The 23,954-nt window shown below is 40.6% G+C and carries 26 protein-coding genes; 10 read left to right on the top strand and 16 right to left on the bottom strand.

All coding sequences use genetic code 11. The annotated features are described in order from the left end of the window. Positions 1-22: 22 nt before the first annotated feature. The 7 genes from panC to sfsA all read right to left on the bottom strand — a co-directional run bounded on the left by panC (position 23) and on the right by sfsA (position 6,180). Positions 23-871, bottom strand: coding sequence for a pantoate--beta-alanine ligase (gene panC, locus CWB62_RS02130; RefSeq protein ID WP_058403097.1), 849 nt, complete (start codon positions 869-871; stop codon positions 23-25). Further along, positions 871-1,665, bottom strand: a complete 795-nt coding sequence (gene panB / locus CWB62_RS02125; protein ID WP_138527776.1) for a 3-methyl-2-oxobutanoate hydroxymethyltransferase — start codon at positions 1,663-1,665, stop codon at positions 871-873. The genes panC and panB overlap by 1 nt, the downstream gene beginning before the upstream one ends. A gap of 31 nt (positions 1,666-1,696) precedes the next feature. Then, positions 1,697-2,182, bottom strand: coding sequence for a 2-amino-4-hydroxy-6-hydroxymethyldihydropteridine diphosphokinase (gene folK / locus CWB62_RS02120; protein WP_058403095.1), 486 nt, complete (start codon positions 2,180-2,182; stop codon positions 1,697-1,699). A 4-nt stretch (positions 2,183-2,186) separates the two neighbouring features. After that, positions 2,187-3,608, bottom strand: coding sequence for a polynucleotide adenylyltransferase PcnB (pcnB, locus tag CWB62_RS02115; RefSeq protein ID WP_171034592.1), 1,422 nt, complete (start codon positions 3,606-3,608; stop codon positions 2,187-2,189). Between the two features lie 187 nt (positions 3,609-3,795). Beyond that, positions 3,796-4,698, bottom strand: a complete 903-nt coding sequence (gene gluQRS / locus CWB62_RS02110; protein ID WP_138527774.1) for a tRNA glutamyl-Q(34) synthetase GluQRS — start codon at positions 4,696-4,698, stop codon at positions 3,796-3,798. A gap of 18 nt (positions 4,699-4,716) precedes the next feature. After that, positions 4,717-5,160 carry an RNA polymerase-binding protein DksA gene (gene dksA, locus CWB62_RS02105; RefSeq protein ID WP_006791878.1) on the bottom strand — a complete coding sequence of 148 codons (444 nt, stop codon included), beginning with the start codon at positions 5,158-5,160 and terminating at the stop codon, positions 4,717-4,719. A 300-nt stretch (positions 5,161-5,460) separates the two neighbouring features. Beyond that, complete coding sequence (sfsA, locus tag CWB62_RS02100; RefSeq protein WP_058403093.1) at positions 5,461-6,180, bottom strand: DNA/RNA nuclease SfsA; 720 nt, start codon at positions 6,178-6,180, stop codon at positions 5,461-5,463. Positions 6,181-6,293: 113 nt separating this feature from the next. Here sfsA and pepB point away from each other — a divergent pair, with 113 nt between their 5' ends. Together pepB and CWB62_RS02090 are read left to right on the top strand one after the other, a co-directional pair. Next, positions 6,294-7,589: an aminopeptidase PepB gene (pepB, locus tag CWB62_RS02095; protein ID WP_138527772.1), complete on the top strand. Its 1,296-nt coding sequence runs from the start codon at positions 6,294-6,296 to the stop codon at positions 7,587-7,589. 178 nt (positions 7,590-7,767) lie between these two features. Further along, positions 7,768-8,334 (top strand): phosphoribosyltransferase, encoded by a 567-nt coding sequence (locus CWB62_RS02090; RefSeq protein WP_006791881.1) that lies wholly within the window; start codon positions 7,768-7,770, stop codon positions 8,332-8,334. Positions 8,335-8,431: 97 nt separating this feature from the next. Here the strand turns inward: CWB62_RS02090 and CWB62_RS02085 are convergent, their stop codons facing one another. Then, the gene (locus tag CWB62_RS02085; RefSeq protein WP_008130963.1) at positions 8,432-9,088 is read right to left on the bottom strand and encodes a Crp/Fnr family transcriptional regulator; all 657 of its coding nucleotides are present in this window, start codon (positions 9,086-9,088) and stop codon (positions 8,432-8,434) included. Positions 9,089-9,471: 383 nt separating this feature from the next. Between CWB62_RS02085 and CWB62_RS02080 the strand changes: the two genes are divergently transcribed. Beyond that, the gene (locus tag CWB62_RS02080) at positions 9,472-9,723 is read left to right on the top strand and encodes a YgjV family protein (RefSeq protein ID WP_058403091.1); all 252 of its coding nucleotides are present in this window, start codon (positions 9,472-9,474) and stop codon (positions 9,721-9,723) included. Between the two features lie 52 nt (positions 9,724-9,775). Here CWB62_RS02080 and CWB62_RS02075 read toward each other — a convergent pair whose 3' ends face one another. The 5 genes from CWB62_RS02075 to CWB62_RS02055 form a co-directional block, all read right to left on the bottom strand. Continuing rightward, the gene (locus CWB62_RS02075) at positions 9,776-11,464 is read right to left on the bottom strand and encodes an amidohydrolase (RefSeq protein WP_138527770.1); all 1,689 of its coding nucleotides are present in this window, start codon (positions 11,462-11,464) and stop codon (positions 9,776-9,778) included. Between the two features lie 167 nt (positions 11,465-11,631). Continuing rightward, complete coding sequence (locus CWB62_RS02070) at positions 11,632-11,868, bottom strand: calcium-binding protein (RefSeq protein WP_058403089.1); 237 nt, start codon at positions 11,866-11,868, stop codon at positions 11,632-11,634. An 8-nt stretch (positions 11,869-11,876) separates the two neighbouring features. Then, the gene (locus CWB62_RS02065) at positions 11,877-12,113 is read right to left on the bottom strand and encodes an EF-hand domain-containing protein (protein ID WP_058403088.1); all 237 of its coding nucleotides are present in this window, start codon (positions 12,111-12,113) and stop codon (positions 11,877-11,879) included. Between the two features lie 180 nt (positions 12,114-12,293). After that, complete coding sequence (locus CWB62_RS02060) at positions 12,294-12,521, bottom strand: EF-hand domain-containing protein (RefSeq protein ID WP_008130972.1); 228 nt, start codon at positions 12,519-12,521, stop codon at positions 12,294-12,296. Positions 12,522-12,545: 24 nt separating this feature from the next. Then, entirely contained in the window at positions 12,546-12,779 is a 234-nt protein-coding gene (locus tag CWB62_RS02055) for an EF-hand domain-containing protein (RefSeq protein ID WP_058403086.1), read from the bottom strand. Between the two features lie 308 nt (positions 12,780-13,087). Between CWB62_RS02055 and CWB62_RS02050 the strand changes: the two genes are divergently transcribed. From CWB62_RS02050 to CWB62_RS02035, 4 genes are read left to right on the top strand one after another with little or no spacing between them, the layout of a single operon-like run. After that, entirely contained in the window at positions 13,088-14,545 is a 1,458-nt protein-coding gene (locus tag CWB62_RS02050) for a sensor histidine kinase (protein ID WP_138527768.1), read from the top strand. Positions 14,546-14,547: 2 nt separating this feature from the next. Continuing rightward, positions 14,548-15,063, top strand: coding sequence for a hypothetical protein (locus CWB62_RS02045; RefSeq protein WP_058403084.1), 516 nt, complete (start codon positions 14,548-14,550; stop codon positions 15,061-15,063). 2 nt (positions 15,064-15,065) lie between these two features. Next, positions 15,066-16,415, top strand: a complete 1,350-nt coding sequence (locus CWB62_RS02040) for a sigma 54-interacting transcriptional regulator (protein WP_058403083.1) — start codon at positions 15,066-15,068, stop codon at positions 16,413-16,415. Positions 16,416-16,436: 21 nt separating this feature from the next. Further along, positions 16,437-16,937 (top strand): DUF1543 domain-containing protein, encoded by a 501-nt coding sequence (locus tag CWB62_RS02035; protein ID WP_138527766.1) that lies wholly within the window; start codon positions 16,437-16,439, stop codon positions 16,935-16,937. Between the two features lie 38 nt (positions 16,938-16,975). Here CWB62_RS02035 and CWB62_RS02030 read toward each other — a convergent pair whose 3' ends face one another. After that, entirely contained in the window at positions 16,976-17,203 is a 228-nt protein-coding gene (locus CWB62_RS02030) for a hypothetical protein (protein WP_058403081.1), read from the bottom strand. Positions 17,204-17,327: 124 nt separating this feature from the next. Between CWB62_RS02030 and CWB62_RS02025 the strand changes: the two genes are divergently transcribed. The 3 genes from CWB62_RS02025 (at position 17,328) to CWB62_RS02015 (ending at position 20,883) form a co-directional block, all read left to right on the top strand. Then, entirely contained in the window at positions 17,328-18,581 is a 1,254-nt protein-coding gene (locus CWB62_RS02025) for a multifunctional CCA addition/repair protein (protein WP_138527764.1), read from the top strand. 636 nt (positions 18,582-19,217) lie between these two features. After that, positions 19,218-19,943: a hypothetical protein gene (locus tag CWB62_RS02020; RefSeq protein ID WP_138527762.1), complete on the top strand. Its 726-nt coding sequence runs from the start codon at positions 19,218-19,220 to the stop codon at positions 19,941-19,943. Between the two features lie 130 nt (positions 19,944-20,073). Then, entirely contained in the window at positions 20,074-20,883 is an 810-nt protein-coding gene (locus tag CWB62_RS02015; protein ID WP_138527760.1) for an alpha/beta fold hydrolase, read from the top strand. A 134-nt stretch (positions 20,884-21,017) separates the two neighbouring features. On the opposite strand, the gene pdsS is transcribed toward CWB62_RS02015, so the two are convergent. Both pdsS and pdsR read right to left on the bottom strand, forming a co-directional pair. Beyond that, positions 21,018-23,147 (bottom strand): proteobacterial dedicated sortase system histidine kinase, encoded by a 2,130-nt coding sequence (pdsS, locus tag CWB62_RS02010; RefSeq protein ID WP_138527758.1) that lies wholly within the window; start codon positions 23,145-23,147, stop codon positions 21,018-21,020. Next, positions 23,147-23,836: a proteobacterial dedicated sortase system response regulator gene (gene pdsR, locus CWB62_RS02005; protein ID WP_138527756.1), complete on the bottom strand. Its 690-nt coding sequence runs from the start codon at positions 23,834-23,836 to the stop codon at positions 23,147-23,149. The genes pdsS and pdsR overlap by 1 nt, the downstream gene beginning before the upstream one ends. Positions 23,837-23,954: the final 118 nt, after the last annotated feature.

Here is a 23,954-nt window from a genome sequence, read left to right as displayed (position 1 = left end):
TCCTTAAAGTGAGCTCAATAAATTAAATATCGACCTGCATGTTGTCAATTAATCTAACAGAGCCTAAAAAGGCTGCGGCTAAAATAACAAAATGGTTATCATCGAGTGTAGCAGTTTTTAAGGTATCTCGTTGAGCTATCTCAAAATAGTCTGGTTTTAAGCCAGCTTGCTCTAGGCTTTGTTTAGCGCGAGTTTTAAGCGCGGTGAAATCTTTATTGCCTTGCTTAAGCTGCTCGGCACAATGGGTTAGCGCTTTAAATAAAGCGGTGGCTGTTATTTTTTGCTCGTCTGATAAGTAGCCATTACGTGAACTCATTGCCAAACCAGATATTTCACGCATGGTAGGTACGCCAATAATTTCAACTGGTATAGATAGATCGCGAGTCATCGTTTTAATCACTTGAAGTTGCTGAAAGTCTTTTTCACCAAAGCAAGCGTAGTCAGGTTGCACCAAGTTAAATAGCTTAGTAACAACCGTAGCTACGCCTTTAAAATGCCCAGGGCGCGAACCGCCACAGTACCCAAGTGACACGCCAGGCACGTCAACAAAGCTCTGCTCGCCAAGCCCATTTGGGTAAATTGTGTCTACGCTTGGGGTAAATACTATATCAGTGCCTAACTCTGCAAGGCCTTGTTTATCTTCTGATAATGTACGGGGATAATTATCTAAATCTTCGTTAGCACCAAACTGCATCGGGTTTACAAAAATACTAACAACCACTTTATCGGCTACGTTTTTTGCTTTTTCAACGAGTGAAAAGTGTCCTCGATGTAAGTTGCCCATTGTTGGCACAAACGCCACACTTAAGCCTGCTTGTCGCCAGGCTTTAATTTGACTACGTAGTGATTTAATTTCAGTAATTGACTGCATTATTTAAACTCATGTTCAGCGCTTGGAAAAGCGCCACTTTTTACATCGGAACAATACTTTTGAACAGCCGCTGGCATGTTGCCAGTTTCTAATAAAAAGTTTTTTGAAAATTTTGGAATATAACCTGCCGAAATACCGACTAGGTCGTGCATTACTAATATTTGACCGTCGGTCACATTACCCGCACCAATGCCTATGGTTGGAATACTAAGCGCATCAGTAATGCGCTTTGCCAATGCACTCGGGATACACTCAAGTACTAATAATTGTGCGCCAGCAGCTTCTAATGCTTTGGCGTCTTCAATCATCTTTTGTGCTTTGTCTTCTTCGCGACCTTGGATTTTAAAGCCGCCAAATACATGCACAGATTGAGGGGTAAGGCCTAAGTGCCCGCAAACAGGAATACCTTGTTCAGTAAGCGCTTTAATGCTGTCGTAAAGCCATTCACCACCTTCAAGTTTTACCATGTTTGCACCTGCTCGCATAAGTTCTGCGGCATTTTTACAGGTGTCGTTAACGCTTGAATAAGTCATAAATGGCATATCGGCAATAACAAATAATTCACGGCTTCCTGCACGTACACAGCGAGTATGATAAGCAATATCCTGGTTGGTTACGCCAAGGGTATCATCACCGCCTTGTAGCACCATACCCAACGAGTCACCGACTAAAATAACGTCAACGCCATTATCATGAAATAACTTTGCAAAGCTCGCATCGTAAGCGGTTAATGCCGTGATTTTGTTATTTTCTGCTTTCATTTTATTTAAAGTAGAAACGGTTATTTTAGACATAATATTCCTCGCAGGCATAAGCCTAGGTTAATTACAGAGGTAATTGTTGTAAGTCGTTGAGCGGTAAATTAGTTGCAATGGTTTTTAGTGCAATTCCGCTAGGTAAAATAAGTTCAGGCGCAAGTTCAAGCAACGGATACACAACAAACTCGCGCTCATTCAAGCCATAATGGGGCACAGTCAAGCGTGCGGTATTAATAATTTTATTGCCAAACAAAAGGGTATCTATGTCTAGCGTTCGTGGACCCCAACGTTCGGCTTTTCTTACACGGCCATGCTTAAGTTCTATTTCTTGAGTTAAATCAAGTAGCTGCTCTGGTTCAAGGTGGGTATTAATACAGGCAACAGCGTTAATATAGTCTGGCTGGTCTTGTGGCCCCATGGGCTTACTTGCATAATAATGAGACACGCTTACAAGCTCGCTATGCGGCAGATTTTTAAGTGCCGCAACCGCATTATCAAGCTGCTTTTTAGGTGAGTTTAAGTTTGCACCTAATCCTAAATAAACACAGTTCATGTTATTACTCTGCTGGCTTTCTTGGTGCGCGGCGACGAGAACGTTTACGCGGTTTTGGACCACCTTGATGACCTAAGTTTTTAACCATGTCTTTTTGACCGTTAATATCTTGGCTAAGGTATTGAGTCCACCACTGTGCAAGTTCTTCATGCTCAGTTTCACCCGCATCAACGCGCAACAATAAAAAGTCGTAAGCGGCTTTAAAGCGTGGTTGTTGCGTTAACCTGTATGCACGTTGGCCTGCACGTTTATCTAGGCGATGCTGAATGTGCCAAATATCGCGAGCACCCAGTGTAAAGCGTTTTGGTACCGCTATATGTTGGGCGCTTTCGCTGAGTACTTTATTCATTGCTTGTGCAAAGGCATCGTACTCGCTAAGTTGTTCTTCTGCTTGAAGCTTTTTGGTTATTGCTAAAAGCGGGAACCACAGTAGCGCGGCAAAAATAAATGCAGGTGTTACTTTTTTATCAGCGTTTATGCGTTTGTCGGTATTTTGAAACATTTGCTGAACAAAGGTATGCTCTAGCCCATTAGGGTTAGCTTCTAAAATTTTATCAAGCGCAGGAAATAATGCACGGAAAAGTCCGTATTGGCGAAGCATTAAAAAGTTAGCTTCGGCCTTACCGTTTAAAAACAGTTTTAGCACTTCTTCAAACAAACGCGCCGGCGGAATATTATCAAGTAAGCTGGCAAGCTCGCTAATCGGTTTTTCGCTATTAGGCGCAATGCTCATATCAAGCTTTGTTGCAAATCGTACAGCGCGTAACATACGCACTGGATCTTCACGGTATCGTGTTTCGGGATCGCCAATAAGCTCAATTTGTTTTGCTTTAATAGCGGCCAAACCATTGGCGTAATCGTGAATGCTAAAGTCGTTAATTGAGTAATACAAAGCATTAATTGAAAAATCGCGGCGCTCGGCATCTTCTTCAATGCTACCAAATACGTTGTCGCGTAATAATTGCCCTTCAGTACTTGATTGGCTTATTTGGTTTTTAGACTCAGGCGCTTCGTGATGGCCACGCATGGTTGCCACTTCAATAATTTCTCGGCCAAAAACAATGTGCGCTAAACGAAAGCGGCGACCAATTAATCGGCAGTTCCTAAATAGCTTTTTAACTTGGTCGGGTGTTGCGTTAGTGACTACATCAAAGTCTTTAGGTTGTTGGCCTAACAATATATCGCGAATACAACCACCAACCAGGTAGGCATCGTAGCCACCGTCTTTTAATCGGTATAACACTTTGATTGCATTTGGGCTAAATTGTTTACGAGAAATACCATGCTCACCGCGTGTGATTACTAATGGTTCGCTGCTTACAGAGGCATTTTCAGCACTCGTATTTGGGCCAATTATCTGTCGGCAAAATTGAAAAAGCTTGGAAATAATAATCCGTCTCCTAGAAGGTGTTGATTGGCATGTCATCGCAATCAAAAACAACCGCAAATAGTGGTATTAAACCCCAATACTTACTGTCTTACTCAAATAGCATATATTTAGGCGGCTATCATATACCAGCAGGGTTTAAAAATTAAGTTGATGTGTTGAAATTAAGCTGTTTTTCGCGATTTTATTTACACAGTTTAGTAAATTAGTTGACTTGAGTTGTTTGCTACTGAGAAATTTGTATTTCAGCAACTTTAGGTACTTGCTTTAACTCAAAGGTATTTACACCCCATTCAACTAGCTGCTCGGTAGTTAAATCCATTAAATCAGCATGAGTTGGCAAGCCTAAAAATTCAAAGGCACTTATTAATGTGGGTTTTGGCTCTATTTTACTAATTGCAGGGGCGTAGTTTTGTTTAGATAGTTTAAAGCCCGGCTTGGCAACGGCTAAAGGTAAGTGAGCAAATTCAGGAATAGGATGATTGAGCTGTTTAAATAAACTGATTTGTCGTGCTGTGGGTTCTATTAAATCGGCGCCTCTAACAATGCGATTTATGCCTTGATCAATATCGTCAACAACAACCACTAATTGGTAGGCAAATAAGCCATCACTTCGTTTTATTATGTAATCTTCGTGGGCCAGCTCACTACAAACACTGATATCACCTTGAATCAGATCGTTAAAATATGTGGTTGCATGGCATTGTGTTAAACGAAGTGCGCCTGAATCGGTTGAGTGCCCAAGATTTTTACACTGGCCTTGATAAATTCCACCCAATGCTTTTATTTCTTTTCGGCTACATTGGCAGGCATAAACACATTTTTGATTTTCAAGTGAGCTGACGACGTCTTGGTATAAATCGAGCCGTTTGGTTTGATAAACAACCGGTTCATCCCAGTGGAGGCAATAGGCTTGTAAGGTATTTAGGATATCGGTGTCGGCATTTTTTACCACTCGAGTGGTGTCTATATCTTCGATACGGACGAGCCAAGACCCTTTATTTGATTTTGCATCAAGGTAGCTGCCTACAGCCGCAACAAGTGAGCCAAAATGAAGTGGCCCAGAAGGAGACGGTGCAAAACGACCGCGATAGTTGCGCATAGGCGCAGTAACGGCTGCAGGTGACATGCTAATTAATGAGGTTAATTAGCCGCGTCCAGCTTGTTTTTCTTTAATTTCTGCAAGTGTTTTACAGTCTACGCATAAATCAGCAGTTGGTCGCGCTTCTAAGCGGCGAATACCAATTTCGATTCCACAAGACTCACAAAAGCCAAAATCATCTTCTTTAATTAAAATAATTGTTTTTTCAATTTTTTTAATTAATTTGCGTTCGCGGTCACGAGTGCGAAGTTCTAAAGAGAACTCTTCTTCTTGTGCAGCGCGGTCAACTGGGTCAGGAAAGTTAGCAGCTTCGTCTTGCATATGCGACTTTGTACGATCAACTTCGTTACGTAAATCGTTACGCCAAGTTTCTAAAATCGTTTTGAAATGAGCACGTTGTGCTTCATTCATATACTCTTCGCCTGGTTTTTCTTGGTATGGTTCTAAACCGGCTTGAGCCAATAAACCATGTTTCTTTTGGTCTGGCATAACTCTCTCCTAAATCCTTAATTTAATGCCTCAGCATTAGCCGGCGGTATAAATAACAGAAACTTATACCCTAGGCAAATTTATTTTTAATTATACGAATTAGCTTCAACCATGCTTTGCGAGTAAAAAGTGCGTTAATGATGGTGCTTAATTAACTAACTTACTGGTTTGTAAAACTTGCCTTTACATATGGGCAAAATTTTAAAAAACAAGGCTAACTCTGGAATTGATTTTTATTGCATCAATCATTTTCATCGCGTTGTTTGTTCTAATTACCTGATGTAATTGTTTGGTTATACATTACTGTATAAATGCTATTTTTTTATGAAGCACCACTTCATTCTCACAAATGAGTGCTTTATACACTACTACTTCAACACCGCTAGCAATGGCTTTTTGTAAAAGTTGTGCGTATTTTTCATCGATATGCGCTGCTGCGCTCACTGCATTTATACCTTCATGTAAAACAGCGAACAGTAGTACGGCGCGATGGCCTTGTTCGACCACTTCAATGAGCTCGCGAAGGTGTTTTTGTCCACGTAATGTTTGTGCATCAGGAAAATAGCCTTGGCCGCTATGCGGTTCATCTTGGCTTAGCAAGGTGACTGATTTAACTTCAACGTAGCAGTTTTTAGTATTTGGGCTTGTGAGTAAAAAGTCGATGCGACTGTTTTCACTGCCATATTTAACTTCACTTTGAAGTTGCTCATAGCCAGTTAGTTCATTAATTACATTATGATTAATTGCTTCTTCTACCACCTTATTAGCGACCGCTGTATTAACACATATAAGGTGCCCTAAATCATTTTGGGTCAGCTCTAATGAATGTGGATACTTTCGTTTTACGTTATCGCTTGTTGAATAAAAAGCAGTAAAGCCTGGCTCAGCGCAGCCTGTCATTTTTCCAGTGTTAGCACAATGCGCGGTAAACTCAGCGCCATCACCGAGTTTTAAATCAGCCAAAAACCGCTTGTAGCGTTTAATTAATGTGGCCGATTGCAATGCTGGTGTGTACTTCATGGTATGTCCAATGTGGTTAATAGTGTGATGAGTGTTATTTATCTCAAGCTGTTGGGAACTTAGGCGCACTATAGTAAACTCAACAGCACATTTAAGTGCAAGGATATTCTAACATGAGTGAAAAATTTGTTGTTCAACTAAGCGAACACGCAGCACCGAGTCATTGGGGCGAAAGCGCAACGTTGTCATTTAACGAACGTGGTGCAACCGTTCATTTATCTGAGCAAGAAACATTAAAAAATGTTCAAAAAGCAGCGCGTACTATTGCCAATCAAGGCGTTAAACACGTTGAACTTGCGGGCGATACATGGTGCACAGAAAGCCAATGGGCTTTTTATCAAGGTTTTGTCACACCTAAACTATTAAACGGTGTTGAGTTTGTTGATAACGCACAATCTGATCTGCAAGAACTTGCGCATTTAAAAAGCTCAGCAACGTGGGCGCGTGAAATGGTTAACGGCACTGCAGACGATATTTACCCTGAAAGCCTTGCAGAAAAAGCCGCTGAGTTTATTCAATCACTGGCCCCTGAGCACGTAAGCTACCAAATAATTAAAGGCGATGCGTTATTAGAGCAACAATGGATTGGTATTCATGCTGTTGGTCGTGGGAGTGTTCGCCCACCGGTATTGTTAGAGCTTGATTACAACCCTACAGGCGACGATAACGCACCAGTCAGTGCAGCCCTTGTGGGTAAAGGTATTACGTTTGATTCGGGCGGTTATTCAATTAAGTCAAGCGAAGGCATGCTAGGGATGAAGTGTGATATGGGCGGTGCTGCAACAGTAACAGCTGGTTTAGCACTTGCTATTAATCGTGGTATTGAAAAGCGTATTAAATTATTTTTATGCTGTGCTGAGAACTTAATTTCTGGCCACGCTTACAAATTAGGCGACATTCTTACTTACAAAAATGGCACAACCGTTGAAATTGTAAACACCGATGCAGAAGGGCGTTTAGTGCTTGCCGATGGTCTAATGGCTGCTGGCGAAACGGGCGCACCTTTAATTATTGACGCAGCAACATTAACAGGCGCAGCGTTGGTTGCTGTTGGCCAAGAATACAATGCGTTGTTTGCACTTGATAAAGAGCTGGCACGCGAAGTTGAAGGCTTTGCTTCTCAAGAAATGGAAGCCGCTTGGCCATTACCACTTGAAAAGTGGCACCAACAAAACTGTCCATCACCTTATGCTGACACGGCTAATAGCCGCGCGCAAAAAGGTGGCGGCTATGGCGGTGCATCAAATGCTGCAGGCTTCTTATCACGCTTTGTACCAAACGATGGCAAAGGTTGGGTACACATTGACTTAGCGGCTGCATTTAACATGGGTAGCACAAGTCAGTGGGCTGCCGGCGCAACAACACAGGGTATGCGTACAGTTGCTCGTACGCTGCTTGAAAAAGCGTAACGCTAAAAAATACGCTATTGAGAGAAATTAGGCACCGTTTGGTGCCTTTTTTGATCCACAAGCAAGCAATTTTATTTAATTTACGGTAAAATCCCTCGCCAATACCTGTTTGAGTGACTAATTTGGTTTTACTCTAAACTACACTCAAATATTATATCCACCACTGGGGTTTCTAACTATGTCAGATAAGTGCTATATCACAGCTCAACAGTTACTTGAAGATTCATTCCGCGTAGCGGCACAAGTATACAAAGACGGCTTTCGTCCTGATTTTATTATAGGTATTTGGCGAGGTGGTGCACCGATTGGTATTGCGGTTCAAGAATATTACGATTACAAAGGCATTGAAACTGACCATATTGCAGTGCGTACATCGTCTTATTACGGTATTGGCCAACAATCAAAAGAAATTAAAGTACATGGTTTACATTACATTGTAGAAAACGCCAATGCGGGTGATTCACTGCTTATTGTTGACGATGTATTTGACTCAGGACGCAGTATTGTTGCACTAAAAGAAAAGCTTTCAGAGCTAATGCGCTTAAACTTACCGCGCGATATTCGAATTGCTTGTCCATACTACAAACCAAAAAATTCAAAAGTAGATACCGTACCTGACTACTACATTCATGAGTCGGAAGAGTGGTTAGTATTCCCGCATGAGTTATCGGGTTTAACACCGGATGAAATTATTGAAGGTAAATCTGACTTAGTAAAAATTCACGACATTTTACTAGAAGACTAATACACCTAGCACATTAAATATACATTTAGCCTTATGAACTGATTATTCGTTTTTAGGGCAATAAAAAAGGCCTTAATTGGCCTTTTTTATTGCGTGTTTAAAGCTGCGCAAAGCTATCTACATATTCACTAAGCATTGGAATATCGACCGCTTGTAAACCTGTTGTGCTTCTTTGCACTAAGCCCTTTTCGACTAATTCTGTCACAACACGCCTGTAAGCTCGCTCAGTGGTTGCAAAGCGTTCAGCCTCAGCGTTAACAGTTGGGTAGGCTCTAAGCAGTGTAGGGTTGTTGTTCTCGGCTCTCAGTAAGCAGTCTTTGGCTATGTTATAGCTAAGTGGCAGTAATAACTTATCTAAGTTGATTTTTTGGTTTTCTTGAAACTTAGCAGCAATCGTTTGTGCCGTGTATAAGCTAAGCTCTGGTTTTTCGAGCAATAATGCACGCCAGTGTCTTAATTCAATCAGGTTGTAAGTTACATCGCTAAAGCAGGTTACCGTATAAATACACGGATTGTTGTTGAGCGCTTCTATTTCGCCTATCAGGGTATTATTACAATCGAGTTGTCCTAGCAGCAGGCGTCGTCCGTTTCCTACGTCATAACTAAATGACACAGTGCCGCTGCGCACAAGCACAAGCTTGCTTAAAGGCTGATCTTGATGGATCAGCACTTCTTTTTTTGATTGTTGATAACTACTACCGGCAAAGGTGAGTAACTGTTCAACAAGATAACTAGAAAAATGGTATTGAAACATCAATATGCTCTTCGGACATTTGTCCTATTTATTATGTTTTAATGACGGTAGCATTAACACATTAAGAATTTACGCTAACTTGCTACTAATACTTTTAGCTTTGCTATGGGTATTATTTTACCTTCATTTCCCGTGTAATGATTTAAGAATTTGTTGGTTTTTTTGCCGGCAAACTTTTTCAGGTTTTTAAGCAAGTTAGCTTTTTATTTACGTGTGTCACTTCGCTTAATTATTAATATAAGAGAGCTACTCTCTTACTAGCCAATTATTTTCAAACTCTAAATAACGCTCATAATTAAGCAAAGTGCTATTACTTTGCAATACTTACAACTGTAATAATGTAGCATTAGTGTAATGCTAACCCAAAGGTTAGGAGAGAACAATTGAGTTGGGAATATTTAGGCTATATTGCGTCAGCTTTATTGGTTGCATCACTCACTATGACCGATGTAGTAAAGCTTCGTTGGTACAACATGTTAGGGTGTATTGTGTTTACGGCTTATGGCGTAGCTATTGGTGCTGTTCCTGTTGTTTTTACCAACGCGCTACTGGCATTGGTTAACTTGTATCACATTGTAAAATTATATCGCCAGCCAAAAGTTGATCAGCCAGAGGCACAGCAGCCAAAAAGCTAAATGACATGGTTTGTATTAAAAAAGGGTTAACTTGCGTTAACCCTTTTTTTGTTTATTTAGCTGCGCTCTCTTTGTTATCGAACCGCTTCATACCGGCAATCCATGTTTGTAGTACTTGAGTTTTGTAAATATCTTCAACGGGTACTTTAAAATAATCTTTATCCACTAAAATAAAGTCGGCCCATTTACCTTGTTCTAGGCTTCCTATTTTAAACTCTTGATGCGCCGCATAAGCACCGCCCAGTGTAAATGCACGTAGTGCATCTTCGCGGCTTAATATTTCGCTTGGACGCCAGCCGTTTTCAGGCAGTTTGTTATGATCCATTCGCGTTATTGCTGAATATAAACCATCAAATGGATTTGCAAGCTCTACAGGGTAATCAGAGCCCGCAGCAACCACTGAACCTTGTTGTAAAAATGTTTGCCATGCGTACGCAAAGCTAAGTTGCTTTTCAGTTAGGCGTTGCTCTGCCATATGCATGTCAGATGTTGCATGCACAGGTTGCATAGATGGAATAATTTTTAGTGCTTTAAATCGAGGTATATCGTCTGGCGTTACTATTTGTGCGTGCTCAATTCGGTTGCGCAGCAAAATACCGCCTGTTTTTTTAAACACATTTTCGTAAGCGTCTAAAACCACACGATTGGCTTTGTCACCAATGGCATGGGTGTTGGCGGTAAAGCCATTTTTAAAGCTTTGCGTAAATAAAGCTTCGAGTTTCTCTTGGGTTTCAAGCATTAACCCATGATGGCCAGCACGGTCGGCATAATCTTCAATAAGCGCTGCGCCACGCGAGCCTAATGCACCATCGGCATATACTTTTACACTACGAATTTCCATAAAGTCGTAGTTATCGTGATATGGCCCGGCTTTTAGCATAGCCGGTAAGTCTGGGCTAGCACCGCTTAGCATTGCCACAATACGTAAAGGTAAATTGCCTTGTTCACCGCGCTCTTTGTACACTTCCCATGTGGCTTTATCTATCCCTGCATCGTGAGTAGAGGTAATACCTAAACTTAATAAATGCTTACCTGCGGCATCGAGTGAGTTGCTAATATCTTGTTTTGAAGGGGCTGGCAAGTGCTGAACAATTAACGATTCAGCTTTATCAACAAAAATACCGGTAGGGTTACCAAATTCATCTTTAACTACCTCACCGCCTTTTGGCGATTTTGTGTCGGCGTTAATGCCTGCAAGTTCAAGCGCTTTTGAGTTAACCCAAATTGCATGGCTATCAACACGAGATAGAACAACCGGACGATCGCTTACCACTTTGTCTAAATCTTTAGCGCTAGGGAAACGTGTATCTAGCCATAACTCTTGGTTCCAGCCACGGCCGATGATCCAACCTTGTTTGCCTTGCGCAAATTGCTTTAATTTATTTGTAACGTCATCAACCGACTTCGCACCGCGTACATCTAACTGCGATAAGTTATCGCCTAGCCCAATAACATGGCCATGGGCATCAATTAAGCCGGGTAGTAATGTGTTGCCTTTCGCGTCTATTAGCTTGGCATCTGGAAAGCTTTCTTTGAGTGTGTCGCCGCCTACTTTAACAACCTTGCCATCTTTTATAACCAAAGTGCTAAATTGTTGAAGCTCGCCTTTTTGCATTTTGCCTTTATGAAGCGGAGTATAACCATTGGCATTATAAATAACTTTGGTTTGCGCAATCGCAAAGCTAGATCCTGCACAGAGACTGGCAAGTATAAGTGGTTTAAGTAATTTTTTGAGTAACATAGTGCACTGATTTGTTATTTTTAGTGCAATAACACTAGCAAACTCTTTTTTAGAATACCAATAGGATGCGATAAGCTCGTAAAATAGACAGTTAAAGCTAAGCTAGCTGCTTAGCTATTAAATTAATTGCCTAAAACGTTAGGTTAAAAAGGTTAATTAAATTTGTGCTACTTGCTGGCATATAAATGGTATTCGCTCAGTGTTAGCCGGCCGTCTTTATCTTGGTCGTAACTTACAAATTTAGACCACAAGGCTGGGTCTATTGAGGCTTCAGAGCGAGTTAAAAATCCGTCTTTATTTCTGTCTATTTTTTTAAATTGGTTATTAATGCTGTCACTGATGGCAAAACTTGACGCGCTAAATACCAGTAGAGCGCATAAAATAAAAAAGTGTATGGGATTCATTAAAGTACTCAGTAAAGATTGTTAGTAAGGTAATTTTTAAATTCAATTAATGAAATTTGTTTATCTTGATTTTTATCCCACATTATAAACGTGCTAAGTAACTGGGGCTGGCGTTCTAGTTCGTTATGAGTAAGGTAACCGTTTTTATCAGTATCGAGGTGATCAAAGCGCTGTTTTACATCAAGTGCAGAAGCATTAAAACTTAAAAGCAACGCTATGGTGGTTACAAAGTAACGTATCTTCATGGTAGTCCTTCCAAAAGGTTAATTAAGTTGTATTGAATAATGAGGTATTACGCTTAATTAGATAAAGCACTTGCCATAATTTAACTCCCAACATTAAATCCTTTTACACATTCCCTCAGGGATTATGGCAAATGCTTTAGTACACTTTACAAGTTAAAAGCTTAAGCAAAACTTAATCTGTTATGGCTTAAAGTTTTCAAACTCTGCTTTAGAGATCATCTCGTCGTTGTCTTCGTCTAAATCGGTAAACTGTCTAAGTAGCTCTTTATCTTGCTTAGCTTCAACAAACGAGATACTTCCGTCCATGTTTGTATCTAAGTGTGCAAATCGCACTGCCGAAGGAGAAGCTAATACCGTTGCACTGATAGCTAAAAATAATAATAAAAAAGCAGCAATAAGTTGTTTCATAATTTCATTCCTTTTGAAGTTAATTTATTGAATAAATTTTCTGAATTCATTTAGCGACAACTGACCATTTTGGTCTGTGTCTATTTGTGCAAAGTTTTCCTTAAGCACGGCGTCCATTTTTGCCTCGGCTTCGCTTAACAGGCCGTTTCTGTCCTTATCTAGTTCATTAAACGTAGCGTCAACGTCCATAGCGTATGCGCCTGTATTCACAAAACCCAACGCAAGTAATGTTGAAAAAACCAAAGTGTTAATGTTCATGTGTATTTCCCTATTAAATTTATTTATTACACCCATTACAAAAAGGGTGCCAAATTTTATTTTTATTTACTTTCAATGAGTTGTGTTTTTTAGTTTGGGTTTGTAGGTAAAAATTACACTGACTGTGTGTAATTTTGTGTAAATACAGCAACAGGGTTGAAGGTATTTTTTGTGATCTTAGTTAAATCAATCAGTTGTGCTGTTGCTGTTTAGCAACATTATGGCGATTTAAAATGAATATGGTTCAGCATGTGTATAGGCGGTATTGATAATAATAGGCGAGTTATTTACTTACAGAGTTTACTGCAATGGCTGCAACGTTTGCTAAACATTACAATGCAATGCTTAATTGGCGCCCTAATTTAATAGGGCAGTTTGCTTTAAGCATGCTGCTGTCGTTATTGCCACTCTCTATTGTGGTTATTGTTTTTTTAAATGCGTTAAATAAACAGCTAGCAACCACCCAGCAAATTGTGAGTAACCATTACCAGCTCACAAAATCGTTCGCTAATTTAAAGCAAGACCTTAATAGCCTTGAACGCGCAACAAGGCAAAATTGGGTGTTAAAAAGTGATGCGCTCAACACCCTCATTGTTGATAAATGGCAATCGTCTGTGCAGAGCATAAATGAACTCAAATACATTAATGCAAACCCAGACTACATAAACCAATGGACACAGCTTTTAACTATTTTGCAAACAGCACAACACCAGCTCGTTGAGAAAAAACAGCAAAAAGCAGCGCTCTTTTTACCCATAAGCGAGTCAATTACAGAGCTCACAGTGTGGCTCAAAAATAAAAACGAAGAGCAAATAACCCATAACCAAAACGAGCTAGCCAGCCTACAAGCGTCGTTTATAAATTGGCTAGTGGCACTTATTCCTCTTACTTTATTGGTTGGCGGCGGCTTTTTATGGCGTATAAGTTTGCGCTTAAAAGGGCTTACTAGGGTTATTGATAAGCTCGGGCAGGGGGATTGGCAGCAAAAGATAGCAGTAAAAGGCTCGTCAGAGTTAGTCGAACTCGGAGAAAAACTACAGTGGGTACAAACTCAGCTGTATATGCTTGAGCAACAAAAGGATACGTTTTTACGCCACGTAACACACGAACTTAAAACACCACTTGCCTCTATGGTTGAAGGAACCGATTTACTCACCGATGAAATTGTTGGCCCTATTAATAACGAACAAAAAGCGGTGCTTTCCCTTATAACTCAATCTACGGTGCGCCTTCGCATGATGATAGATAGCCTACTCAGTTATAACGCTATTAGAGCAACAATAAACAGCTCAAGCGAGGTTAATATTAATCATTTAATTAAAAAAATTAATGGTCATTTTGAGCATCGTCTAACGGCTCGAAAGCAACTTATTCAGTGGCAAAACTCTGTTTCAAGCACTGTCCTTGCGCTTCCTAATGAACTAATAGAAATGATGCTAATTCAGTTAATTTCAAATAGCTTAAAATTTTCTGATGATAACCAAGGTGTGATTGTAAATTTAAAATGCGAGCAACATCAGCTGTGTTTGGAGGTGGCCGATAATGGCTGTGGCATTAAAGAGCACGAAATAAAGCATATTTTTAGTGCGTTTTATCAAGGTAAACATGAGCAAAGTATTACCTTACAAGGCAGTGGTTTGGGCCTAACAATAGTAAAAGAGACGGTTGAGCAGCTACAAGGCACATTAAGTGTTGAGAAAAATAAACCACACGGTTGCCGTTTTTTAATAAAAATACCAATCAGTAAAAATTTAGGAGTTAATTAACAATGCGCATACTCACTATTTTATGTGTGCTTGCAGGTAGCCTAATTGTATCGGGTTGTGAGCTTAATGATGGCACGCAAGCGCTGGGCGATACTAAAATATCAAATACTAAAAATGTATCTCCTAGCCCCAAGCCAATGCCTAAATTAGCCCCTGTTTACCCCTCCGCTGAGCGGGTTATAGCGCTGCATGCAAATCAATGCGGCGGTTTTACATTGCCACCAACAAAGCGGTCATTTAAAGGTGAAAATGAGCTAAAAGCATTTTTTAAATTTATGTGCTTAAACGTAAGTACCGACCCAAATACAGTAATGACCAAGTTACTTAAACTCGACCTAGCCTATTTTTGGCCTGATGATATAAAACAGTATTTATGGCTGCAAAAACAGCAAATCACCTTACAAATAAACGCGCAAAAAGAGCAGCAAGCACTTAATAACCAAATGCAGAAAACCCTGTCGTCGCTAGCAGATATAGAGCAGCAGCTATTACTTCGCGAAGACACTAAGGAGCAGTAACCATGACCAGAAATAGCCCGCACCAAGCAAAAGTGTTATTAGTTGACGACGATGCAAGTTTATTAAAGTTACTTGCTATTCGTATTGAATCAAAAGGCTATCAAGTAACAACTTGTGAAAGTGGCTTAGCAGCACTACAAATTTTAAAAAGCCACGTGTTTGATGCCGTCATTACGGACTTACGAATGGATGAAATGGACGGCATGGCGCTGCATCGTCAACTGCAAAGTCGATACCCTGCATTACCAGTAATTATGATGACGGCGCATGGCTCTATTCCTGATGCGGTTGAAGCCACCAAACAAGGTATTTTTGCTTTTATTACTAAACCGGTCGATAAAGACGAGCTATTCGATAGCCTTGCAAATGCAATAGACATTCACGGTGTAAATACCGATGAAGCCCCATCAAAAAGTAATATAGTAACGCGCAGTGGTGCCATGTTGCACTTGCTTGAACAAGTTAAGTTACTTGGGCCTACTCAAGTTAATGTGCTTATTTCGGGGGCCAGTGGAACGGGAAAGGAGTTACTAGCGCAAGCTATTCACCAGCATAGCCAAGTTAGTAACGGGCCCTTTGTAGCTATAAATTGTGGTGCTGTACCAGGGGAACTTTTAGAGTCTGAATTATTTGGCCACAAAAAAGGAGCGTTTACTGGTGCTGTAAAAGATCACCAAGGTTTATTTCAGCAAGCGCAGGGCGGTACATTATTTTTAGATGAAATTGGCGATATGCCCCTTAACTTACAAGTAAAGCTACTGCGTGTGCTACAAGAAAAAACCATTCGCCCAGTGGGTTTTCAAGAAGAGATCCCAATTGATGTGCGTATTGTATCGGCAACTCACAAAAACTTGCCCGAAGCCATTAAAAACCAACAGTTTAGAGAAGATTTATACTACCGCCTAAATGTGGTTAATTTAAAATTACCACCACTGTGTGAACGCCGTGAAGATATAAGCCTCTTGGCCCAATACTTTAGCGCAAGTATCGCTAAACGCATGAACCAAAATGAAAAACACTTTGCCAATGATGCTATGCACGCATTGGTACGTTATGATTGGCCGGGAAATATTCGTCAGTTACAAAACGTTGTTGAACAAGTAGTAGCCTTAACACCGGGCGAGGTTATTTCAGCGCATTTAGTGTTAGCCGCACTCGATAGTAACGAAAAAAGCGTAGAGCCACTCTCATTAAACGACGCTAAAAAAGAATTTGAACGTGATTACGTTATTAATACGCTAAAAATGGCCGGCGGCAACGTAGCAGAAGGCGCCAAACTTGCTAAGCGTAATCGTTCAGACTTTTATAAACTCATTAAAAAACACAATATTGATGTTGAGAGTTTGGCGTAAAAAAACATTAAAGGAATCTTCATGCAGTTATTTATGGTGTATTTAGGCGGGCGAATTCAAGGTTGCCACATAGAAATGCACGACATTCGGTTTGTGGTTGGGCAAAACATAGAGCAAACCTACACCAAATTAAAAAGCCAATGGGTTGGCGATAAAAACAGCGTACACATGGATAGCTTTATGGCTGTTAATAATATTGATGGCTACAAAGTAGAAGTGGTAGACGATTATGTTGAACAAAATAAGCAGCTTTATTTTGTAAATTTAGGCGCTTACAGAAGCGACTCAATGGCGGAGCAACACGACTTTGCATTGTATGTAGCAAGCAGCAGTGAAGAGGCAAAGCAGCGCGCTAAACACGATTTGCTCGCAGGCCTGAGTCATATTCATAAAGACGACTTACACGATGTAGACGATTGCTTTGCAATAGACTTGCTCGACAGTCAATTAACAATAAAGCTTACCCCAAGCGGGTTTTCTCAGCCTATAAAGCCGGATTGGTTTGGTTACCATGTTTTATAAGTAACCTGAACTTTGAATAATAAAGCTATCTCACGCTGCTATTTTTCTTGTTCGTTTTGCTCATCTTTTTCACTGTTCGATGCCAGCTTAAAGGCTACAATAACCAAGCCAAACATAGCGAACGGCAGAGCTGCTAACATGTATTCAACCATGTTGCTGTCTTGAAAATTAGCTTGCAATAAAAAGTGACCCGCTACACACATAACAATAACGACCAACAAAATTGGCAGCAGCATAAGTTCTTTTTTTGATGAATGATTTTTCATTGAATAATTGCTTAAACAAAAAATGATGCGCTATTGTAATGAGCTTACATATGCTTGGCAAACAGCAACGCTTTTAATGATATGATTGCTATAAATGAAGTTTGTAAATCAGTGTGGAAACAACGTGAAAAGTAGCTTAAAAAACGTTTACCTAGTTGGCGGGGCAGTACGCGACAAACAGCTAAACATTGCATCAAAAGATAACGATTATGTGGTTATTGGCGAAACGCCAAGTACCATGGAATCGCTTGGTTTCTTACCAATAGGTAGCGACTTTCCTGTTTATTTACACCCCATAACAAAAGAAGAGTACGCATTAGGGCGTACCGAGCGAAAAAGCGGTAAAGGCTATACTGGCTTTGTTGTAGACGCCAGCCCTAGCGTAACACTCGAAGAAGACTTAGCAAGGCGCGACTTAACCATAAACTCTATGGCGCTTGACGAAAGCGGTAAAATTATTGACCCCTTTAATGGGCAACACGATTTACAAAATAAAATACTGCGCCACACCACACACGCATTTGTAGAAGATCCGGTACGCGTGTTACGCATTGCGCGATTTTTAGCACGTTATGGCAGTGATTGGCAAATCCACCCAAGTACCTATGCGTTAATGCGAGAGCTTAAAAATAAAGGTGAGCTTAACCATTTAGTGCCCGAACGCGTATGGCTAGAAACCGAAAAAGCGCTTGGCGAAAAGTACCCCGAGCTTTATTTTCAAGCATTAGATGGGCTGGGCATTTTTCCAGAAATTGAACAAATGAAAAATGTACCACAACCTGCTAACCATCACCCTGAGGGCGATGTGTTTGTGCATACAATGTTAGTGCTTAGGCGAGCAGCCGACTTAAATTTTAATTTAGAAACCCGCTTTGCTGCGCTTACACACGATTTTGGTAAAGCCCTTAGCTATAAAATACGCGGCAATTTACGCGGTCATGAACGCGAAGGTGTAGCGGTGGTAGAGTCATTTTGTAATCGTTTAAAAGTGCCTAATCGCTTTCGTGATATTGGCGTATTGACTAGCGATAACCACACTTTATGCCATACGATTGATCAGCTTAGGCCGCAAACTATTCATAAATTAATTGTCACTAATTTAAATGGGTTGGTGCACCCTGAGCGCTTTTTAGCCTTTACTCAAGCCTGCCAATGTGACGCGCAAGGGCGCGGAGAAACACTGGTTAATAAGCCTTACCCGCAGGCAATTAAGTTGCGCGCCATTCATAGTAAATTGCAGCAAATGGATAAAAAGCACATAGTGCAACAGGCACTTAAAAGTGGCAAAAAAGGCCCAGAAATAGGCGAGGCGGTAAAGCTGGCAGAAATAAACTGTATTAAAGCGTTTTTAAGTCATGAGCCAAGTACAACAAGCTAACTATTGTAACTCAAATTAAGTACTGCGATATGCCTTGCACCTCAAGGCGCGGTACTTTTTAAAGGTCGTTTGCCTGAGTATTCTGTGGTTTATTTGCCTCAGACTCAGCGTTTTTATCTGATTTATATAAACTAAAAATAAAGTCGAGCTCTTCTCGTTCAAGTGATGGGGTCACGGCAAATCCTACTGCTTAATGCGTTAATATAGCCCCAGAGTATGTGAACGCGACTGAATTAAAAGTGAATAGTTACAAAGAAAGGTGACTGTTTATTTCCTCACTGTTTATTAGCGCATTACTTTTTTGTTCAATATTACTGAACCCTACCATTTTGGGGTATTTCTACATTTAGAATATTTAAATGCTACATAACTATTTGTTTACATGCGTTTATTAGCTGGTTACATTAGATTGATTGTAATATTTGGACATGTGCCGGCTTATAAAGCGACATATGTCGAATACAAAGTTGTTATATTTTTCAACAAATATGGTAGCAATTTCAACAAGGTATGATAATCTGCCTGTGGGTGATGGTGTAAGGGTAAACACACTCCGTATGGAGAGTATTTGTGAGGTTCGAATCCTCACCACCAAAAGCCATTTTCAATAGTGGCTTTTGGTGGTGAATATTTAATATGGCAAGAAATCCTTCTAAATTATACAAACAGCATGTTGCTAATCTAAAAGAGTTAGAGTTGGCACTTAGTCATACTAGTCGCCTGGCTAGATCTGAAATCGCATCTAAAGATCCACAACAAAGCTTACGCTCGCTATTAAGGCTGTACTCATTTTTAATTGGTGCATGGGCAGAAACTCGACTAAAAAAATTACTAAACGAAGAATTCGGTTTTAGTGAGCAAGAGCGAGAACTTGTCAATTCAAAATCATCTCAATCAGAACAGTGGCGTTTTACCGTAGATTTAGCTTTTAGAAAACATCACAAAATAAGGAAAGCACCGCTCGATGAGCGCAATCTTGGTGTTGCGCACGCAGCTAGAAGAGCCGCTTTATTAGATGTATTAGATAATGAGCTAAAAATATTAATAGAAATTAGAAATAAACTAGCTCATGGCCAATGGGTTTACCCATTTAACAATGAGGGTACGGCCGTAGAACAAGAAAAATATCGGCTTATAAATCAAGAGAATCTTCAATCTTTGCAGTTTAAACTAGCTTTGGTTGGTCATTTAGCTGACGCCATACATGACTTAGTTGTAAGCCCAGCTACTTTTGAACGTGATTTTGAAAATCATTTTAAAAAACTATTTCAAGTAAGAACTAATCTCGTAACCAGAAGCTACGATAAATATGAGCAGGGCTTAATTAAAAGTAGAGAAAAGGCTCGAGCAAAAAAAATATAACAAACAAATAAAGTCGCTCGCAAGCTCGCTGGGACACAAACATGGCGGCTGTGTCACTTCGTTCCGATTATTGCCGCCATGTTTGTGCCCCTTATTTGGGTGTTATTATACACCAAGGAGAATTAAGTGGTTGTTTCGATATGTTGTAGCTCTGATTTTTACGATTTCATTTTCTGCTCTTGGACAAACTAAACAAGTTCAAGTGGACGATATTTCAATTGAATATTTAGATTTTGGAAAAGGGAAATACACTTTCGTCTTTGAATCAGGTGTCGGCATGGGGGTCAGCTATTGGGATTCTTTTCTACCATTTGCCGACGAACTAAATTCTAGAATAATTATATATTCACGCGCTGGAAATGGTTCATCTAGTGATTCACCTAAAGTTACTTTAAAAAGCTCTTTGTTACGATTAGAGAAACTTTTAGTTCTGCTAAAAGCACAAGACAACTTAATACTTGTTGGCCACTCATTTGGTGGTTTTCATGCAAGAAACTTTGCTCACAATTTTGCTGATCAAGTTTCCGGTCTGGTCTTATTGGATCCTAGTCACGAGCTTTTTCAAAGAAAGCTCGAATCAATTGACCTTGAAAAAGCCACAAAAGACAATGCCAGACTTAATTCGATGTTAAAAAATCAATCTGAATGGGAAGTTCTTCAGGATATCTACGCTCACAACGCACTTTTCTCTTCACAACCTACTCATAATATTCCAACTGTAATTGTGACATCATCTCAAGTGGGAGAATCTGATTGGTGGATTGGGCACAGTAAGAAGGGAAAAATTGCTTGGAGAACACTGCACCAAGAACTTATTTCAAACAATCCAGCATCAATTCATATTGTCACAGACAAAGTGGGTCACAATTTACCAATCCAAGACCCTGAATTTACTTTTACAGCAATCAAGGCTGTTTTGGAATTGGTGAGAGGTGTATAACAAGCGCATAAACACTCGCTTAGCTCGCGTGGTACAAATGTACGTAGGTTTCCTGCGCTTCGCTTAGTATTTTACCCGCCAATTACACTTATTTGTTTCTTGCATTTTATTAGATCTTTCAGTCAGGCTAAAAACTAATTTGCTAACGGCAAACTCACTGTAAAAGTGACCCCATTATTTTGTGTATTATTTTGCGCAGTTACACTGCCTTTATGGTAATCGCACACTAGCCTTACAATATAAAGACCTAATCCTAAATGCGGTTGCTGCTGCATGTGCTGGCTGCGCACAGACACCATAGAATCGAATATATGCTCGCTCAACCCTTCAGGCAATAAAGTACCTGTATTACTTACCGTTAATGTTGCTTTGTTTTCGCTTTGCTTCAGGTTGACTTCAATTGCTGTGTTAGCTTCACTAAATTCCAAAGCATTATTAATGAGCTTATCAAGCAGCTGCGCTATAAACTCTGGTGCGCCTTGCATAGGTAATGAATTGGGGCATATATCAAGCGTAAATAATTGCTTAGGGTAAGTGAGTAAATACCCTTGCATGCAGCCGTTAATAACAGATCGCAGGTCAAATGGTTCGGGGTCATTGCTTTGAATGCTTTGCTCAAGCCGAGTGGCCTCACTCATGGTGGTAATTATTTTACCTAAGCGCTCTACGCCTTCACTGGCGCGATCGAGGTATTTTTGGTTGAGTTCGGTTTGCTCCAAACTTTGTAAGTTTTCAAGAGAAGAGCGCACTACCGCAACCGGCGTACGTAGTTCGTGAGATAAACGCGACGACATATTTTCTAAATAGTCGGTATAGCCGCCCAATCGGCTTACAATATTTGCAAAGCTACGCGACAGGTCGCCAATTTCATCATTAGAATCACTGTAACTAATACTGCCTGTAACACGCCCTTGTGCATCTATTGCTTGCTCTGCGGTATCGCGAAGGCGCCTAATGCGGCTCGATATTCGTGATGCAAAAAAGAATAGAGTCACAGTCCCTATTAGCATGACTGCTAAAATAACGTTAAATAACTTTTCGAGCGATTTATTACGAAGCGTGCGCACGCCGTTGGTGGTTTCTTCTGCTATTACTGCACCAATAACGTTGTCTTCAATCCAAATAGGGTAGGCCGCTGATAAAATAACGGCTTTGCTATCGGGGGTGAGCCGCCAAGACGATGCAGGTTGGCCTTTTAGTGCATTGGCTAAATGACTGCCTTGCATAGATGCTACGTCGTGTAGGGTATCTATAAATTCGTTTTCAGGGCGGGTTAAAATTTTATAATAAAGTGGGTGCAAATAGGTTTGCTCAAAACGTTGCCATGCATTTTGAGGCGGCTGATTTTTAAGGCCATCTGCCCATACACCATCAGCGTTTTGAATGGTGCCCGATTGTGCAAGCACGCGGTGGTGATTATCTACCACCCATATACGGCTGCCGCTGTGGCCCATTCCTTTTAAAATTCGGCTAATTTCTGGTGAAGGCACTAGCACCGAGCCTAAATCGCTTGGGTTATTTAAGTTGGAGGTCGACATAACGTTAGGTAACTCGTTTAAGCTATCGGTATCTACAATAGCAAAACCCAGTTTGTTTCCTAGCATGGCTAACGGAAAGCGCAGTTCAACGGTGTAACCTGTTTGGGTGCGTTTAAAATAGCCCTGAATTTTTGTAAATGGTGCTTTGGTGTTTGCATTAAATGCATTAACCCAGCCGTCTTGCCTAGGGGCTATGATATACGTATTAAACTGGCCATCAGGGGTTTTTAAACCAATTTTTAAATGGTCGTTATTGGTGATGCTTAAGCTGTTTTTAGCACGATAGATAAGTGTGTTGTCGGTCACATTAAAAACGGCGTATAAGTAGTTATCAAATTTACCTACCATGTGGTCGAACGATAAATCGCTGGCTTGGTGGTTTTTATTGGTTTTTTGTAAATAGCGTTTATCGTAATGCCAGAACAACGCTTTGTAGGGTTCCCAGTCGGTTAGTTTGCCATCAAGTTGAATAGGGTTTTTTAGGTTGTAGGCGTATAAATCGCGGCCTTTTATTACTTGGTCTAAAAAGTTGGTTTGCTCGTCAAATAAAGCAGGACGTTCGTGCAGAGCTGTGGCAAGTGCACGCGTTGTGCCTACGAGGGTTTTTTCTTGGCCTTGGCGTAAAAACTTCTCCATTTCCCACACGTATTCGTAACCTAGCCATGGCAGTAAAAATAAAAAACAAGAAAGCACAATAAACTTACTGCGCAGGCCAAATCTAAGCATTAATGTTGCTCCCACCTATAACCCATGCCATACACGGTATCGATACAGTCAAATTGTGAGTCGAGGGCGATAAACTTTTTACGAATGCGTTTTACGTGAGAGGTGATGGTGCTGTCGTCAACATAAATTTTTGCATCGCTCATTAAGTCGTTACGGCTTTTTACATGGCCTGGGCGTTGCGCCAGTGAATGCAGCATCCAAAATTCGGTCACGGTTAAATCCACTAATTGCTGCTGCCAAAACACTTGCATGCGTTGTGTGTCGAGCACCAGCTGCCCACGGGTTATAAGTGCATTGGCATTGGCGGGTTGTTCAAGGGCTTCCATTCTGCGAAACAATGCGCCTATTCGGGCAGCTAAATGAGCCAAGCTAATGTCTTTTGTTAGGTAGTCGTCGGCGCCCATACGCAGGCCGCAAACTGTGTCTATTTCGCTATCGCGTGCGGTTAAAAAAATAATAGGGAGCGTTTTAGATAAGGTACGCAGGGTTTGGCATAGTAAAAAGCCGCCATCAATTTCGTGGCCAAGGCCTATATCAACAATGGCTAAATCGGGGAGTGCGTCTTTAAATGCATTTTCTGCTGTTATGCGGTCGCTGTAACCACTTACCTGATAGCCCTGTGCGCCTAACATTTCCATGTAGTTTTCGCGGATTGCGGTTTCATCTTCAATGATGGCTATTTTTTTCATTTTACACACCCCTATTTATTATAAAGCGCACTATATCGAAGTTTTTTAGCTATGTACGGTTAAAAAGGCAATTGCCATTTTTTTGCCACAATTGCTCAGCGGTTTGCCATTTTTGATC

The organism is Pseudoalteromonas sp. S408 (assembly GCF_005886645.1).
Taxonomy (GTDB): Bacteria; Pseudomonadota; Gammaproteobacteria; order Enterobacterales; family Alteromonadaceae; genus Pseudoalteromonas.
This window is presented reverse-complemented; position numbering and strand designations above follow the sequence as displayed.